Source organism: Streptomyces pratensis, from assembly GCF_016804005.1.
GTDB classification, from domain to species: domain Bacteria; phylum Actinomycetota; class Actinomycetes; order Streptomycetales; family Streptomycetaceae; genus Streptomyces; species Streptomyces pratensis_A.
Genome location: NZ_CP051486.1, coordinates 7,537,303 through 7,552,948, shown reverse-complemented (window position 1 = coordinate 7,552,948; position 15,646 = coordinate 7,537,303). Strand labels below are relative to the sequence as shown.

14 protein-coding genes and 1 pseudogene are annotated in these 15,646 nt (G+C 69.9%); 8 read left to right on the top strand and 7 right to left on the bottom strand.

The window, feature by feature from the left end; translation table 11 throughout:
* Positions 1-83 precede the first annotated feature (83 nt).
* The 3 genes from HED23_RS31645 to HED23_RS31635 all read left to right on the top strand — a co-directional run bounded on the left by HED23_RS31645 (position 84) and on the right by HED23_RS31635 (position 4,834).
* Positions 84-1,943, top strand: a complete 1,860-nt coding sequence (locus tag HED23_RS31645; RefSeq protein ID WP_203186740.1) for a PQQ-binding-like beta-propeller repeat protein — start codon at positions 84-86, stop codon at positions 1,941-1,943.
* A 58-nt stretch (positions 1,944-2,001) separates the two neighbouring features.
* Positions 2,002-3,894 (top strand): PQQ-binding-like beta-propeller repeat protein, encoded by a 1,893-nt coding sequence (locus HED23_RS31640; RefSeq protein WP_203186739.1) that lies wholly within the window; start codon positions 2,002-2,004, stop codon positions 3,892-3,894.
* Between the two features lie 244 nt (positions 3,895-4,138).
* Complete coding sequence (locus HED23_RS31635; RefSeq protein ID WP_203187722.1) at positions 4,139-4,834, top strand: response regulator transcription factor; 696 nt, start codon at positions 4,139-4,141, stop codon at positions 4,832-4,834.
* Between the two features lie 34 nt (positions 4,835-4,868).
* Here the strand turns inward: HED23_RS31635 and HED23_RS31630 are convergent, their stop codons facing one another.
* The gene (locus tag HED23_RS31630) at positions 4,869-5,156 is read right to left on the bottom strand and encodes a hypothetical protein (protein WP_203186738.1); all 288 of its coding nucleotides are present in this window, start codon (positions 5,154-5,156) and stop codon (positions 4,869-4,871) included.
* A 15-nt stretch (positions 5,157-5,171) separates the two neighbouring features.
* Positions 5,172-6,842 (bottom strand): sodium:solute symporter family protein, encoded by a 1,671-nt coding sequence (locus tag HED23_RS31625; RefSeq protein ID WP_203186737.1) that lies wholly within the window; start codon positions 6,840-6,842, stop codon positions 5,172-5,174.
* Between the two features lie 238 nt (positions 6,843-7,080).
* On the opposite strand from HED23_RS31625, the gene galT reads away from it, so the two are divergent.
* From galT to galK, 3 genes are read left to right on the top strand one after another with little or no spacing between them, the layout of a single operon-like run.
* Positions 7,081-8,124: a galactose-1-phosphate uridylyltransferase gene (galT, locus tag HED23_RS31620; protein ID WP_203186736.1), complete on the top strand. Its 1,044-nt coding sequence runs from the start codon at positions 7,081-7,083 to the stop codon at positions 8,122-8,124.
* The gene (galE, locus tag HED23_RS31615; RefSeq protein WP_203186735.1) at positions 8,121-9,101 is read left to right on the top strand and encodes a UDP-glucose 4-epimerase GalE; all 981 of its coding nucleotides are present in this window, start codon (positions 8,121-8,123) and stop codon (positions 9,099-9,101) included. The genes galT and galE overlap by 4 nt, the downstream gene beginning before the upstream one ends.
* Complete coding sequence (gene galK / locus HED23_RS31610; protein ID WP_203186734.1) at positions 9,098-10,273, top strand: galactokinase; 1,176 nt, start codon at positions 9,098-9,100, stop codon at positions 10,271-10,273. The genes galE and galK overlap by 4 nt, the downstream gene beginning before the upstream one ends.
* Here galK and HED23_RS31605 read toward each other — a convergent pair.
* Positions 10,263-10,700: pseudogene (locus HED23_RS31605) on the bottom strand (GNAT family N-acetyltransferase); the annotation flags it as partial. The gene galK and the pseudogene HED23_RS31605 overlap by 11 nt on opposite strands.
* A gap of 282 nt (positions 10,701-10,982) precedes the next feature.
* Here HED23_RS31605 and HED23_RS31600 point away from each other — a divergent pair.
* A complete protein-coding gene (locus tag HED23_RS31600; protein ID WP_238442333.1) occupies positions 10,983-11,756 on the top strand; it encodes a response regulator transcription factor in 774 nt (257 codons plus the stop codon).
* Here the strand turns inward: HED23_RS31600 and HED23_RS31595 are convergent.
* Entirely contained in the window at positions 11,715-12,212 is a 498-nt protein-coding gene (locus HED23_RS31595; RefSeq protein ID WP_203186731.1) for a MarR family winged helix-turn-helix transcriptional regulator, read from the bottom strand. The genes HED23_RS31600 and HED23_RS31595 overlap by 42 nt on opposite strands.
* 88 nt (positions 12,213-12,300) lie before the next feature.
* Here HED23_RS31595 and HED23_RS31590 point away from each other — a divergent pair, with 88 nt between their 5' ends.
* Positions 12,301-13,098 (top strand): trans-aconitate 2-methyltransferase, encoded by a 798-nt coding sequence (locus HED23_RS31590; RefSeq protein ID WP_203186730.1) that lies wholly within the window; start codon positions 12,301-12,303, stop codon positions 13,096-13,098.
* Between the two features lie 4 nt (positions 13,099-13,102).
* Here the strand turns inward: HED23_RS31590 and HED23_RS31585 are convergent, their stop codons facing one another.
* The 3 genes from HED23_RS31585 to HED23_RS31575 all read right to left on the bottom strand — a co-directional run bounded on the left by HED23_RS31585 (position 13,103) and on the right by HED23_RS31575 (position 15,475).
* Positions 13,103-13,705, bottom strand: coding sequence for a Uma2 family endonuclease (locus HED23_RS31585; RefSeq protein WP_203187721.1), 603 nt, complete (start codon positions 13,703-13,705; stop codon positions 13,103-13,105).
* Positions 13,706-13,805: 100 nt separating this feature from the next.
* The gene (locus HED23_RS31580) at positions 13,806-14,492 is read right to left on the bottom strand and encodes a TetR/AcrR family transcriptional regulator (RefSeq protein WP_203186729.1); all 687 of its coding nucleotides are present in this window, start codon (positions 14,490-14,492) and stop codon (positions 13,806-13,808) included.
* Complete coding sequence (locus HED23_RS31575) at positions 14,489-15,475, bottom strand: acyl-CoA desaturase (protein WP_203186728.1); 987 nt, start codon at positions 15,473-15,475, stop codon at positions 14,489-14,491. Before HED23_RS31575 ends, HED23_RS31580 begins: the two co-directional genes overlap by 4 nt.
* Positions 15,476-15,646: the final 171 nt, after the last annotated feature.

The following is a 15,646-nucleotide window of genomic DNA, read 5'->3' as shown; positions in this document are numbered from 1 at the left end:
TCGCTGCACGTGATCCTCTGAGCCCAGCGGAATCGCGGGGGAGTCCGGACCGGGCACCGGACCGCACGAAGGGGGACGTGCTGATGACCCAGCCGCCCAGCCAGCAACCGCCGCAGGGGGGCTTCGGGGCTCCGCAGGAACCGCAGGGCACTCCTCAGCCGCCGCAGCAGCCGGAGACACCACCGGCCGCGCCTCCGCAGATGCCGCCCGCACCCCCGCAGGCGCCGCCCCCCACGCAGCCGGGCTACGGCTACCCGCAGGCCCCCGGGGCGCAGCCCGGTTACGGCTACCCCCAGGCCCCCGGCCAGCCGGCACCCGGACAGCCTGCCGCCGGCCCGTACGCGCAACAGCCCGGCCCGTACGCCCAGCAGCCCGGACCGTACGGAGCCCCGTCCGGCCCGTACGCGCAGCAGCCCGGTCCGTACGGCCAGCAGCCCGGCTACGGCTACCCGCAGCAGCAGTACCCGGGCGCGCCGGCGCCCGGCGGTTCCGGCGGAGGCCCCTTCAAGGGCAAGCCCGCCGTCGTCATCGGCGCGGCGCTCGCCGTGGTCCTCGTCGTCGGCGGCGGCGTCTTCTTTGCCGTGAGCGGCAGTGACGAGGTGAAGAAGCCCGTCTCCAAGTCCAGCGGCGGCGCCGTGGACCCCAGCTCCTCGCCGAGCGTCGACCAGGGTGACGGCAAGGGCGACGGGCGCGAGGCGGACGACGACCTGAACGCCGGGCGCAAGGAGGGCGAGGCGAAGGTCCTCTGGCTGACGAAGAACGACGTCGACCTGCCGCGCAACGGCGCTGACGTGTACGGCCCCTGGATCGTCGGGGACACCCTCGTCAAGGGCATGTACCGCTCGGTCTCCGGCTACTCGTTGGCCGACGGCAAGCAGAAGTGGAACATTCCCCTGCCGGCCGACATGTGCGCGGCGCCCGGTACGGCCACGGCCGACGGCAAGATCGTCATCGGCGTCATGAACGGCACCACGGACAAGGCCGACTGCGCCGATCTGCAGATGATCGACCTCAACACCGGCAAGACCGGCTGGAAGAAGTCGGTCAAGAAGAACGGCACCTGGGACATGATGTCCGACATCGGCCTGGCGATCAGCGGTGACACCGTGACCGTCGGCCGCACGAGCAACTCCAACGCCTACCGGGTCAGCGACGGTACGGAGCTGTTCGGCAAGCCGTCGGGCAACTGCCAGCCGTTCGCCTTCGCGGGCGGCCCCAAGCTGATCGCCGCGACCAGCTGCCGCACCGACGACGCGAGCAACCCGCAGCACCAGGTCCAGGAGATCGACCCGACCACCGGGAAGGCCAAGTGGTCGTACCAGCCCAAGCGCGGCTGGGAGATCGACAAGGTCTACTCGGTGAGCCCCCTCGTCGTCTCACTGACCCAGCGGGAGGAGAAGAAGTGGTCCATTCTCGCGCTCAAGGAGAACGGAACGCTCCGCTCCCAGCTGGTCGGTGACAAGGAGGACAAGTTCAGCGTCGACTGCGGCAACGACTTCTCGATCTTCGGTGCGAACCTCGAAGGCTGCAGCGGTCTCGCCGCCGACGCCAACACCTTCTACATGATGACCGAGGACGACACCAGCGGCAGCGGCCGCACCAACAAGGTCATCGCGTTCGACCTGAACACCGGCAAGACCAAGTGGAAGTCCCCGGCGCCCGCCGAGCGCACCATGAAGCCGCTGCGCATGGAGGGCGGGAACGTCCTGGTCTACCTGGAGCCCTCGTACGACAAGGGCGGGGCGATCGCGACGATCGCACCGACCGGAGGCGCGCCCAAGGTACTGCTGCAGCACCCGGACTCGACCACCCAGATCGAGAACTTCTTCTCCTCCAGGACCGTCTACGCCGGCGGCCGCTCCTTCGTCGTCAGCGACCGCGTCAGCGCCGGCAGCGACGACGAGGAGAAGGAGCAGACGATCATTATGGCCTTCGGCAAGTGACGGCCGACCACGGCAGCAGCCGCTCCTCCTTCTCAGACCCCGCAGAGGTACGTACGCCATGACCCAGCCGCCCCAGCCGCCCAACGAACCGCCCCAGGGCGGATTCGGCGCCCCGCAGGACCCGCCGCCCGGCGGATTCGGCGCGCCCACCCCGCCGCCCTCCGACCAGTTCGGCAAGCAGCCCCCGGCCACGCCGCCCACCCCTCCCGCAGGCGGTTACGGCAGCCCGCCCACCCCTCCCGCGGGTGGATACGGCAGCCCGCCTCCCCCTCCCCCCGGTGGCTACGGCACCCCGCAGCCGACCGCGCCCGGACAGCCGCCGCAGGACCCCGCGTACGGCTACCCGCAGGGGCCGCCGGCCGGACAGCCCGGCTACGGCTACCCGCAGGGGCCGCCGCCCGGACAGCCCGGCATGGCGCCGCAGCAGGGGTACGGCTACCCGACCGCACCGATGCAGCCGCAGTACGTCGCACCCCAGCCCGGCGGCGGCAAGAAGTTCAGCACCCAGATGCAGATCATCGTCGCCGCGGTCGTCGCCGTGGTGCTGATCATCGGCGGCGGTGTCTTCTACGCCTCCAGCGGCGGCGACGAAGGCAAGCAGGACGAGGCGTCCTCGGCCGGAGCGGACGGCGGGGGCGAGGGCAAGGGCGGCAAGGGAGACGGCCTGGCCGGCGGCACCGAGAAGGCCCCGGCGGACACCAAGGCCAAGGTCGGCTTCCAGCTTCCCCACCCGAAGGTCACCGACACCACCCTCGTGGCCGGCTCCTGGGTCACGGACAAGGTGTACGTGAAGACCGGCGTGTACGAGATCGTCGGTTACGACCTCGCCAAGGGCACCAAGCTCTGGTCGATCCCGCTGACCGGCCAGGTCTGTGCCGCTTCCCGGCACATGAGCAAGGACTTCAAGACGGCCGTCGTCTTCGAGGAGGGCAAGGCGACCGCCGAGGACAAGTACCCCTCCTGCACCCAGGTCGGCGCGCTCGACCTGGCCACCGGCAAGCTCATGTGGAGCAAGTCCGTGACCTCCACCCGCAGCGGTGACGAGCCCGTCAGGTTCGGTGAGATCACACTCAGCGGCTCCACGGTCGCGGTGGGCGGGACCAGCGGCGGCGCCGCCTTCAACCTCGCCGACGGCGCCGAGCTCTGGAAGCCGAAGGCCGACACCAACAACTGCTTCGACATGGGCTACGGCGGCGGCGAGGCCCTCGCGGTGGTCCGCAGGTGCGGCTCCTACGACGATCCGCAGCTGATCATCCAGGCACTGAATCCGGCCGACGGCGCACCGCTGTCCTCGTACACCATGCCGGCCGGCGTCAAGTACGCGGGCGTCGTCTCCACCAAGCCGCTCGTGGTCGCGGCCAACGTCGGCGACACCGCCGACGACGGCAGCGCCGTCTCGGACTTCTTCTCCATCGACGCGGCGACCGGCAAGCTCATCGTCCGCATCTCGGCGGACTCGGACAAGTACGCGGCGGAGTGCGACTCCACCGAGGTCGAGCAGTGCAGCGCCGTGGCCGTCGGCAACAACAAGCTCTACGTGCCGACCGAGGAGCACGAGGGCGGCGGCGAGTACGGCGACACCAACGAGATCGTCGCCTTCGACCTCACCACCGGCAAGCTCGTCGGAGGCAGGGCGGACGCGGGCGACAAGTACACCCTGACCCCGCTGCGCATGGACGGCTCCAACATCATCGCGTACAAGACGCCCCCGTACGACAAGGGCGGACAGATCGTCTCGATCAACGGATCGACCTTCGAGCAGACCGTGCTGATGGTCAATCCGGACGACGAGGCGGTCCGTGACGCGGAGGGTTCCTTCTCCGTCGACTACTCGGAGTTCATCTACGAGAAGGGCCGGCTGTTCATCTCCGAGCAGATGGTCAGTGAGCCCAGCAAGTCCAGCTCCTTGGACGACAAGCAGTACCTCGTCGTCTCCTTCAGCACCGTCTGACCCACCCGGCCCGTTCCCGGGTCAGCAGTGACGGCCCTGCCGGTTGATCAACGACCGGCAGGGCCGATCGTTTTCCGACGGGCAAGTAGCCCTGAATGACGCAGAATTCGGCATCTTGGGGGGCTTCTGGCCGGTAGAGGGCGCGAAGCGTCGAACAAGCGTGTAACTTGCCGGGTCAGAAGGGCCGGGGGGCCTGTTCAGGTTTACGCAGCGGTACGGTGCTGCACACATGGGGGCGTTTCCGATGGGCGTGCGGCTCATGGTGGTGGATGACCACCGTCTGCTCGCCGAGGCACTCGCCTCGGCACTGAAATTGCGCGGGCACCGGGTGCTCGCGGCAGCCGCGCCGACGTCCGGAGCCGCGGAACTGGTCGTCAGCAGGGCGCCGGAGGTCTGCCTGTTCGGCACGGCGGCGCCCGCCGAACCCGGGGCGTTCGACCCGATCGTACGGATCGGGCGGGAGCGCCCGCAGGTGGCCGTCGTGGTGCTGGGCCCGGTACCGAGCCCGCGCGGGATCGCCGCGGCCTTCGCCGCGGGAGCGGCCGGTTACGTCCGCCACGACGAACGCATCGAGGGCGTCGAACGCGCCATGATCAAGGCCCGGGCGGGAGAGGTCGCGGTCGCCCCGCAGCTGCTGAGGGGCGCTTTCGCCGAGCTGCTGCACCCGGCGGCCCAGCCGGACGACGAGGGCCAGCGGCTGCTGCGCATGCTGACCCCGCGCGAGGTCGAGGTGCTGATGCGGGTCGCCGACGGTGAGGACACCCGGCTGATCGCGGCGGGCATGAGTATCGCCCCGAGCACCGCGCGCACGCATGTGCAGCGGGTTCTGATGAAGCTGGGCGTCGGCTCGCGGCTGGAGGCCGCCGCACTCGCGGCCCGTACGGGGCTGCTCGACAGGGCGGCGGCGGGAACGCCGCGGGGGCCGGACGGCCTCGTGTGAACGAGCGGCCGTCCGGCCCCCGCGGGGCCGTCGGTCAGCCCTCCGGCGTACCGGGGGTCTCGTCCGGTGCCTGGGCCGGGCGCAGCTTCATCCAGATCAGGAAGAAGAGCCCGAGCGCCAGCATGGCCAGGCCGGTCCAGAGGTTGATGTGGACGCCTTCGGCCTTCTTCAGGTCGGCCTCGGAGGGGTTGATCCCCGCGATGGTGACGATCACTCCGTAGACCACGAAGAGACCGCCGATGATCCGCCGGATGTCGAAGAGCCGGGCCGCGGTCGCGGACTTCCGCTCCAGTTCGGAGACTTCCTTGTGCAGTTCGGACATGGTGAGTGCCTCCGATCAGAGCGAGTAGGGCAGGTAGCAGAGGGCGGCGAGGACGATCGCTCCCCAGCCGAGCAGGGCGGGCTTGCGGTACCAGGCGCTGTCGCCCTCGTCCGGCGCCTCGTCGGCGTCCGGGGACTCCGTCCCGTAGACCAGACCGGCCAGTTCGGCCTCCGGCTTGGGAGCGGTGAAGAGGGTCACGGCGACCATGACGACCGCGCCGGCCACGAATCCGACGATGGCGGAGACGAAGTTGGCGCCCTGGTCGGACGGGATGTCGATGATGCCCTGCTCGTAGAAGACGAAGTAGTTCAGCATCGCGGCGGTGGTACCCGCGACGAGGCCCCAGACACCGGACTTCATCGAGGCGCGCTTCCAGAACATGCCGATGATGAAGACGACGAACATCGGGACGTTGAAGAACGAGAACAGCGTCTGGAGGTACGTCATGATGTTGGAGAAGCTGGCGGCGATGAACGCCGTTCCGATCGAGGCCAGCACACCCACCGCGGTGATCACCCGGCCGAATCGCAGGTAGTACGCGTCCGACTGGTCCTTCTTCACGTACCGCTGCCAGATGTCCGTGGTGAACACCGTGTTGAACGACGACACGTTGGCGGCCATACCCGCCATGAACGCGGCCAGCAGCCCGGTCACCGCGATGCCGAGCACACCGTTGGGAAGCAGTTCCCGCATCAGCAGCGGGATGGCGTCGTTGTACGTGAGGTCCGAACCGGGGGTGCCGATCTGGGGTACGACGACGGCGGCGACCAGGCCCGGGATCATCACCGCGAAGACGATGAAGATCTTCGGGAAGGCGGCGATCAGCGGGGTGCGCTTCGCGGCGGACAGGTTCTTCGCCGACAGGGCACGCTGCACCTCGGCGAAGTTGGTGGTCCAGTAGCCGAAGGAGAGCACGAAGCCGAGGCCGAGGATGATCGTCAGCCAGTTCGCGCCGAGCGGGTTGGCGTCACCGATGCCGGTACCGCCCCAGGCGGACATGAAGTCCGCGCCGTGCTGCTTCTCCAGCGAGCCGCTGAGACCGTCCCAGCCGCCGACGCGCTTGAGGCCCAGCAGGGTGAGGGGGATCAGCGCGGCGAGGATCACGAAGAACTGCAGCACCTCGTTGTAGATCGCGGAGGAGAGGCCGCCGATGGTGATGTAGAGCAGCACGAACACACCGGCGACGACGATCGCGACCCAGCGGTCCCAGCCCAGCAACGCCTCCACGACGATCGAGAGGGCGTAGAGGTTCACGCCCGCGATCAGGATCGCCGCGAAGGCGAAGAGTATGGAGCTCAGCAGGTGCGCCGACCTGTCGAAGCGCTGGAGCAGGAACTCCGGCACGGAGCGGACCTTCGACCGGTAGTAGAAGGGCATCATCACCAGGCCGAGGAAGACCATGGCGGGGATGGCGCCGATCCAGTACCAGTGGACGACCGCGACGCCGTACTGCGCGCCCGTGGCCGCCATGCCGAGGATCTCGGTGGCCCCGAGATTCGCCGCGACGAAGGCGAGACCGGTCACCCAGGCGGGCAGCGACCGTCCGGAGAGGAAGAAGTCGAGACTCGTCTTCACACTGGCCCGGGCGGCGAAGCCGATGCCGAGCACCACGACGAAGTAGATCGCCAGGATTGTGTAATCGAGCCCGTTCGTGGGGAGCCGGAGCCCTTCGGCCAGATATTGCATGGGGGGTACTCGCTTCGTTGCGCGAACTGAACCCGACGGAACCTACGCTCATGTGTTCAGAAAATGAACAGGCCGAGTGGCGTTCTTTGTTTGATCGTGATCGGACAGGTTGAAATGTCCGGGTCTGGTCATCGTTTCTCCACGGTGCGGTCACAGGATCCGTCGCCATTGACGCCTCTGTTGAGTTGTGATTAGTTATGTGCGGTTCTGTTTAGAGGGCGTTGCATGGAGGAGCCTGGTGAAGAAGACGGTTACGACCCTCGCCGACGGCCGGGAGCTGATCTACTACGACTCGGCGGACGACGTCGTCCGCGACGCCGCCGATCAGCGGCCGCTGGACGCCGTCTCGACCTCCTCGGAGATCCGCCACGACCCCCTGCTCGGTGACTCCGTGGCCATCGCCTCGCACCGGCAGGGGCGTACGTACCACCCGCCGGCCGACGAGTGCCCTCTGTGTCCCTCGCGGGAGGGCCGGCACAGCGAGATCCCCGACGCCGACTACGACGTCGCCGTCTTCGAGAACCGCTTCCCCTCCCTCGCCGGCGACTCCGGCCGCTGCGAGGTCGTCTGCTTCACCTCCGACCACGAGGTCTCCTTCGCCGGCCTCACCGAGGTCCAGGCCGCCCTGGTCCTGGAGGCCTGGACGGACCGCACGGCCGACCTCGCGGAGCTCCCGCAGGTCGCCCAGGTGTTCTGCTTCGAGAACCGGGGCGCCGAGATCGGCGTCACCCTCGGCCACCCGCACGGGCAGATCTACGGCTACCCCTTCGTCACCCCGCGCACCGAGCAGATGCTCCGCTCCATGGAGACCCACCGCGCGGAGACGGGCCGCAACCTCTTCGACGACGTCGTCGCCCGCGAGCTGGCCGACGGCGACCGGATCGTCCTGGAGGGCGAACACTGGGTCGCCTTCGTGCCGTACGCCGCGCACTGGCCCTACGAGGTCCACCTCCACCCGCGCCGGCGCGTCCCCGACCTGCGGGAGCTCGACGCGGGCGCGCGGACAGAGTTCCCACAGATCTATCTGGAACTCTTGAGGCGATTCGACCGGATCTTCGGCCCCGGTGAGCCGCCCACCCCGTACATCTCGGCCTGGCACCAGGCCCCCTTCAGGGTCCCCGGCCGTGAGGAGTTCGGGCTGCACCTGGAGCTTTTCACCATCCGGCGCACCTCCGGCAAGCTGAAGTTCCTCGCGGGTTCCGAGTCCGGCATGAACGTGTTCATCAACGACGTGCCGCCGGAAGCCGCGGCCCAGCGACTGCGAGAGGTAGCGAGCGAGTGAGTAACACCGGCAAGAAGTACCTGGTGACGGGCGGCGCGGGATACGTGGGCAGCGTCGTCGCCGCGCACCTGCTTGAGGCAGGCCACACCGTGACCGTCCTCGACGACCTGTCGACCGGCTTCCGCGAGGGCGTCCCCCAGGGCGCCGACTTCATCGAGGGCCGCATCCAGGACGCCGCCGAGTGGCTGGACGCCTCCTACGACGGAGTGCTGCACTTCGCCGCCTTTTCCCAGGTCGGCGAGTCCGTCGTCGACCCCGAGAAGTACTGGGTCAACAACGTCGGCGGCACCACCGCCCTCCTCGCGGCCATGCGCGACGCCGGGGTGCGCACCCTCGTCTTCTCCTCCACCGCGGCGACCTACGGCGAGCCGGTCTCCAGCCCCATCACGGAGACCGACCCTACCGCGCCCACCAGCCCCTACGGCGCCTCCAAGCTCGCCGTCGACCACATGATCACCGGCGAGGCGACCGCCCACGGCCTGGCCGCCGTCTCCCTGCGCTACTTCAACGTCGCGGGCGCCTACGGCAGCTGCGGCGAGCGCCACAGCCCCGAGTCGCACCTCATCCCGCTGGTCCTCCAGGTCGCGCTCGGACAGCGCGAGTCGATCTCCGTCTACGGCGACGACTACCCGACCCCGGACGGCACCTGCGTACGCGACTACATCCACGTCGCCGACCTCGCCGAGGCCCACCTGCTGGCCCTGGAGGCGGCCACCGCGGGCGAACACCTCATCTGCAACCTCGGCAACGGCAACGGTTTCTCCGTCCGCGAGGTCATCGAGACCGTCCGCCAGGTCACCGGCCACCCGGTGCCCGAGACCGCCGCACCCCGGCGCGGCGGCGACCCCGCCGTCCTCGTCGCCTCCGCCGCCACCGCCAGGGAGCGGCTCGGCTGGCAGCCGTCGCGCGCGGACCTGGCAGCCATCGTCGCCGACGCGTGGACGTTCGCCCGCCGAGAGGAGCCCACCGCACCATGACCGACAACGCCGAGCTGACCGCCTCCTTCACCGAGCTGTACGGGACCGCCCCCGAGGGGATCTGGGCAGCACCCGGGCGGGTGAACCTGATCGGTGAGTACACCGACTTCAACGACGGCTTCGTCATGCCGCTCGCCCTCCCGCACACGGCGCGCGCGGCCGTCGCCCGCCGCACCGACGGACAGCTGCGCCTGCACTCGACCGACGTGCCGGGCGGGGTCGTCTCCCTGCGAGTCGACGAGCTGGCCCCGCACTCCGGCCACGGCTGGGCCGCCTACCCGGCCGGTGTCGTCTGGGCGCTCCGCGAGGTCGGCCACCCGGTCACAGGCGCGGACATCCAGCTCACGTCCACCGTCCCCGTCGGCGCCGGCCTGTCCTCGTCGGCCGCCCTGGAGGTCGTCACGGCGCTCGCCCTGAACGACCTCTTCGAGCTGGGCCTCGGCGCCCCGGAGATCGCCGTGCTCGGACAGCGGGCCGAGAACGCGTTCGTCGGCGTTCCCTGCGGCGTCATGGACCAGATGGCCTCGGCGTGCTCCACCGAGGGCCACGCGCTGCACCTCGACACCCGCGACCTCACCCTGCGCCAGGTCCCCTTCGACCTGCCCGCGCACGGGCTCCAGCTGCTCGTCGTCGACACCCGGGTCAAGCACGCCCTGGGCGACGGGGCGTACGCGGAGCGCCGGGCCGGCTGCGAGGCCGGCGCCCGGGCGCTCGGCATCGGGACCCTCCGCGACCTTCCGTACGAGAACCTGGCCGCGGCCCTGGAGACCCTCACCGCGGCCGGTGAGGACGAGTCGGTCGTGCGCTACGTCCGCCATGTGGTGAGTGACAACCACCGGGTGGAGCAGGTCATCGCGCTGCTCGACGCGGGCGAGGTGCGCGCGGCGGGCCCGGTCCTCAACGAGGGCCACGTCTCGCTCCGCGACGATCTGCGGGTCTCGTGCCCGGAGCTGGATCTCGTGGTCTCGGCGGCGAACGCGGCCGGGGCGCTCGGCGCCAGGATGACCGGCGGCGGCTTCGGCGGCTCGGCGATCGTGCTGGTGGAGGAGGCGATGGCGGACACCGTCGCCAAGGCCGTCACGGAGGCCTTCACCGCGGCCGGTCACGCCGCCCCGGGAGTCTTCCCCGCGGTTCCCTCGGCGGGGGCCCGGCGGATCGTTCCAGCTGCTTGACCAGGATGAACTCCGCGACTCCGGGCGGGTAGTCCTCGACCTCGCCGACCACCTCGTACCCCTGCTTCCGGTAGAAGTCCGGGGCCTGGAAACCCCAGGTCTCGAGCCGGGAGCGGGTACAGGCCCGGTCGTCGCGGGCGAGGCGTTCCGCCTCGGAGAGCAGTCGCGAGCCGAGACCGAGGCCGCGGTGGCGGGTGTCGACCCACAACAGGTCCACATGGAGCCAGTAGGCCCAGGTCCGCCCGCTCAGCCCGCCGGCCAGGGCTCCCTGGTCGTCCAGGAGCCAGACCTCCAGCGGGACTTCGTGTTCCGCGGAGGTGGAGCGCAGGGCGCGTAGCTCCGGTGATCCGTCCCAGTTGTCGTCGTGCAGCCGTCGGCCCAGCAGAATACGACGTTCCTTGTCCACTTCGGTCTCAAGACGGAACATGAACAACACCCTAAACACCTTGGGCGGTCAGTTCCTCGAATCGCCTTCCGCCGCCCGCCGCCCGCCGTACGCTGATGCTCAGCACCGGTGGGGGCCGGTGTCGTTTCAGGGGACGAGACAGTCGGATGCGACGCCCGGGGCGGGTGGCGGCCGGCACACGGCGGCGGCCGTGCGCCGGCGGTTCACCGGAATGCTCCGGGCGTCGTGTCCGCCGTGGTCCGTCCCCGCCGGGGCCGGCCGGTAACGGGGCGCCCCAGGAGCTCGCACAGCGTGGGGGTGTCTGTGGCTCGTATCCGGGTTCTGGTGGTCGACGACCACCGCATCTTTGCCGAGTCCCTCGCCGCGGCACTCGCGGCAGAGCCGGACGTCGACGTGTCGGCGGCCGGCAGCGGTCCCGCCGCGCTGCGATGTCTGGAGCGCGCGACCGCCGAGGGGCGCCGTTACGACGTGATGTTGGTCGACGCCGAACTGGGCACCCTCGCCACGGGCGGTACCCGTACCGTTCCCGCGCCGCGCGCACCGGACGGCGGGAGCGGCCCGGTGGACGGCATCTCGCTGGTGGCCGGGGTGCGTTCGGGCCAGCCCCACATCCGTACGGTGGTGCTCGCCGAGAAGGACGACCCGTTCAGGGCCGCGACGGCACTGCAGGCCGGTGCCTCGGGGTGGGTCGCCAAGGACTGTTCGCTGCAACGGCTGCTGACGGTCATACGCGGCGTGCTGCGCGACGAGACGCACCTTCCGGCCGCTCTCCTGACCGGGGTCCTGCGGGAGCTGACCGCGGCCCGGAAGCACCGCACCGAGAGCGAGCAGCTCGTCGAGTCGCTGACGCCGCGCGAGCGCGAGGTGCTGCGCTGCATGGTGGCGGGCCTGGGCCGGAAGGCCGTCGCGGAGCGGCTCTTCCTGTCCCCGCACACGGTGCGTACACACATGCAGAACGTGCTGGGGAAGCTGGGCGTGCACTCGACCCTGGCGGCCGTGGCGCTGGCCCGGCGGGCCGGGGTGGGCCCGGCCGCGCTAACCGGGGATGTTGTCGAACGGGGCGGTCAGCTGGCGTAGCAGCCCGGCCAGTTCGGACCGCTGCCGACGGGAGAGCTCGCCCAGGATGGCCCGCTCCTGGGCGAGCAGGCCGGCCAGTGACTGGTCGGCCTTGTCGCGGCCCAGGTCGGTCAGCCGGACCAGGACACCGCGGCGGTCGTTCGGGTCGGGCAGCCGTTCCACCAGGTTCTTCTTGGTCAGCCGGTCGATGCGGTTCGTCATCGTGCCGGAGGTGACCAGCGTCTGGGTGAGGAGCTGACCGGGGGAGAGCTGATACGGGGCACCGGCACGGCGCAGGGAGGTCAGGACGTCGAACTCCCAGGGCTCCAGCTGGTGCTCCGCGAAGGCGATTCTGCGGGCCCGGTCCAGATGCCGGGCCAGGCGGGAGACGCGGCTCAGGACCTCGAGTGGTTCCACGTCGAGGTCGGGGCGCTCGCGGCGCCATGCAGCGACCAGTCGGTCGACCTCGTCCTCCATGTCGATCAGTGTAGAGGGTCCCTCGACATGAAGTCTCTTGAATTCAAGTGTCTTGACATCAAGAGATCCTCGTGGTGATCCTGGCCCCATGACCGCACCGACCTGGGACCCGCAGCAGTACCTCCGCCACGCCGACCACCGCACCCGGCCCTTCCTCGACCTCCTGGCCCGGATCGGACCCCTGCCGCACGAACCGGCACCCCGGATCGCAGACCTCGGCTGCGGCGCGGGCAACGTCACCGCCCTCCTCGCGGAACACCACCCCGGCGCGCGCATCACCGGCTACGACAGCTCACCCCAGATGCTCGAACGCGCCCGCACCCACGCAGGCCCCCTCCTCGACTTCGCCGAGGCCGACGCCGGCACCTGGACACCCACCGAGACGTACGACCTCATCGTCTCCAACGCCCTCCTCCAGTGGGTCCCCGGTCACACCGCCCGCTTCCCCCACTGGCTGGACGCCCTCGCCCCCGGCGGAACCCTCGCCTTCCAGGTACCCGGCAACTTCGACGCCCCCAGTCACACCCTCATGCGCGAACTGGCCGGGTCCCCCCGCTGGCACGACCGCCTCGGCGGCCTCCTGCGCCACGGCGACGCCGTGCACACCTCCGCGGAATACCTGGCACACCTCACCGCACCCGGCCGCACCGTGGACGTCTGGGAGACCACCTACCTGCATCTCCTCCAGGGCGAGGACCCCGTCCTCGACTGGGTCAAGGGCACCGGCCTGCGCCCCGTCCTCGACGCCCTCGCGGATGACCCCGAGGCCCACGAAGCCTTCCTCACCGAATACCGCGCCTTGCTGCACACCGCCTACCCGGCGGGCCCGCACGGCACGGTCTTCCCGTTCCGCAGGATCTTCGCCGTCACCCGCACCGCAGGGTGACCGCTCAGAGCCGGTCGAGGGCCTCCGGCGAGATGTCGACGTCGACGGGGAAGGGGACACCGGCCTTGAGCCGGTCGTGGTGGATGCCCGTCAGGGCGTACGTCTTGTTCACCGGGTCCAGCTCGTAGACCCGCACGACCGGGTGCTTGTCGCTGCCGGCCATCTCGACCAGCCAGAAGTTCGGGATACCCGCCGTGGCGTACTTCTGCGGCTTGGTGTCACGGTCGCGGGCCTCCGAGTCGGGGGAGACCACCTCGACGGCGAGGAGCACGTCGGCGGCCTCGAAGCGGGTCTGCTCCCGCCCGGTGACCGCTTCTGCGCGGACGACGCAGACGTCGGGCTCGGGGGCGTTGCGCCGGTCGAGGGCGACGGTCATCTCGCGGCGCGCCTTCAGCTCCGGCGGAGCGCTGTGACGGAGGCCGCTCGTCAGAAGGTCGATCATCGTGCTGTGGAAATCTCGCTGCGGACTGACAAAGACCAGGCTCCCGTCGAGCAATTCCGTGTGCGGCGGGAGATCAGGCAGCGTGAACAGGTCGTCCACGGTGTATCCGTCCTGCGGGGGCACCGGCCAGCGGCTGCTGTGCCCGGTGATCGGCTCGGCGGTCATGGTTCCTCCCATGGACGGGATTCTGTGCCCTGCCGACCACAGTACGGCCGGGAACCAGCAGGCGTCATCACAACGAGTGATCACGCGCTGACCGGCGGGATCAGCTCTTCCGGTGGCCTATCAGCCGCGGCTTCGGCTCCAGGTTCTCCAGTCCGTGCCACGCCAGATTCACCAGATGGGCGGCGACCTCGGCCTTCTTGGGCTTCCGCACGTCCAGCCACCACTGGCCGGTCAGCGCCACCATCCCGACCAGGGCCTGGGCGTACAGCGGGGCCAGCTTCGGGTCGAAGCCCCGGGCCTTGAACTCCAGGCCCAGGATGTCCTCGACCTGCGTCGCGATGTCGCTGATGAGCGACGCGAAGGTGCCCGTGGACTGTGCGACCGGGGAGTCACGGACCAGGATCCGGAAACCGTCCGTGTACGTGTCGATGTAGTCGAGCAGCGCGAACGCCGCCTGCTCCAGCAGCTCACGGGGGTGACCGGCGGTGAGTGCCCCCGTCACCATGTCCAGCAGCTGGCGCATCTCGCGGTCGACCACGACGGCGTACAGGCCCTCCTTGCCTCCGAAGTGCTCGTACACCACCGGCTTGGAGACCCCGGCGCGCGCCGCGATCTCCTCCACCGAGGTTCCCTCGAAGCCCTTGTCGGCGAACAGGGCGCGGCCGATGTCCAGGAGTTGCTCGCGGCGCTCCTTGCCCGTCATCCGGACCCGCCGGGCCCGTCGCGTGGGGGCAGGCATGCTCTTCTCGCCGCTTGTGCTTCCGTCGGTCGCCACGTCGTCAATCATGCCGGGTCGGCGGCCGGAGCCTTGCGGCGGGCGGCGATACGCGAGGCGTCGGGCCACCGGACATCGTGTGCCCAGCCCAGCTTCTCGAACCAGCGGATCAGCCGGGCGCTGGAATCGATCTGTCCCCTCATCACCCCGTGCCGCGCGCTGGTCGGGTCCGCGTGGTGCAGGTTGTGCCAGGACTCACCGCACGACAGCACCGCCAGCCACCACACGTTCCCGGACCGGTCGCGGGACTTGAACGGCCGCTTGCCGACCGCGTGGCAGATCGAGTTGATCGACCACGTCACGTGGTGGAGCAGCGCGACCCGCACCAGCGAGCCCCAGAAGAAGGCGGTGAACGCACCCCACCACGACATCGTGACCAGGCCGCCGACCAGCGGCGGGATGGCCAGCGAAAGGATCGTGAAGCTGAGGAAGTGACGCGAGATGCCACGGATCGCCGGGTCCCTGACCAGGTCCGGGGCGTACTTCTGCTGCGGCGTCTGCTCCTCGTTGAACATCCAGCCGATGTGGGCCCACCACAGGCCCTTCATCAGCGCCGGGAGATTCTCGCCGAACCGCCACGGGGAATGGGGGTCGCCCTCGGCGTCGGAGAAGCGGTGGTGCTTGCGGTGGTCGGCCACCCAGCGCACGAGCGGACCCTCGACGGCCATCGAACCCGCGACGGCCAGGGCGATGCGGAGCGGACGCTTCGCCTTGAACGAGCCGTGCGTGAAGTAGCGGTGGAATCCGATCGTCACGCCGTGGCAGCCCCAGTAGTACATGGCGACCAGCAGACCGAGGTCGAGCCAGCTGACACCACGGCCCCAGGCGAGCGGCACCGCCGCGACCAGGGCCGCGAAGGGCACCACGATGAACAGCAGCAGTGCGATCTGCTCGATCGAACGCTTCTTGTCGCCGCCGAGCGTGGCGGAGGGGGATGCGGGGTTGCCTGCCGACGCCGGCAGGCCGTCGTCGATCACATCGGGGCTGGTGGGCATGTGGGGAGTCCCCCGTGAGGTGAGGAAATATGACGGTATGAGCGGGCTACGCTTCCGTAACCTACGGCAACGTAAGTATTGCAGCGAAACGTGCCGGGACAAGAGAGCGCCGCCGCCACAACCCTTGTGGGGGAGGCCCTCACCCCCCACTTACCCCGGATCCGTCTCACC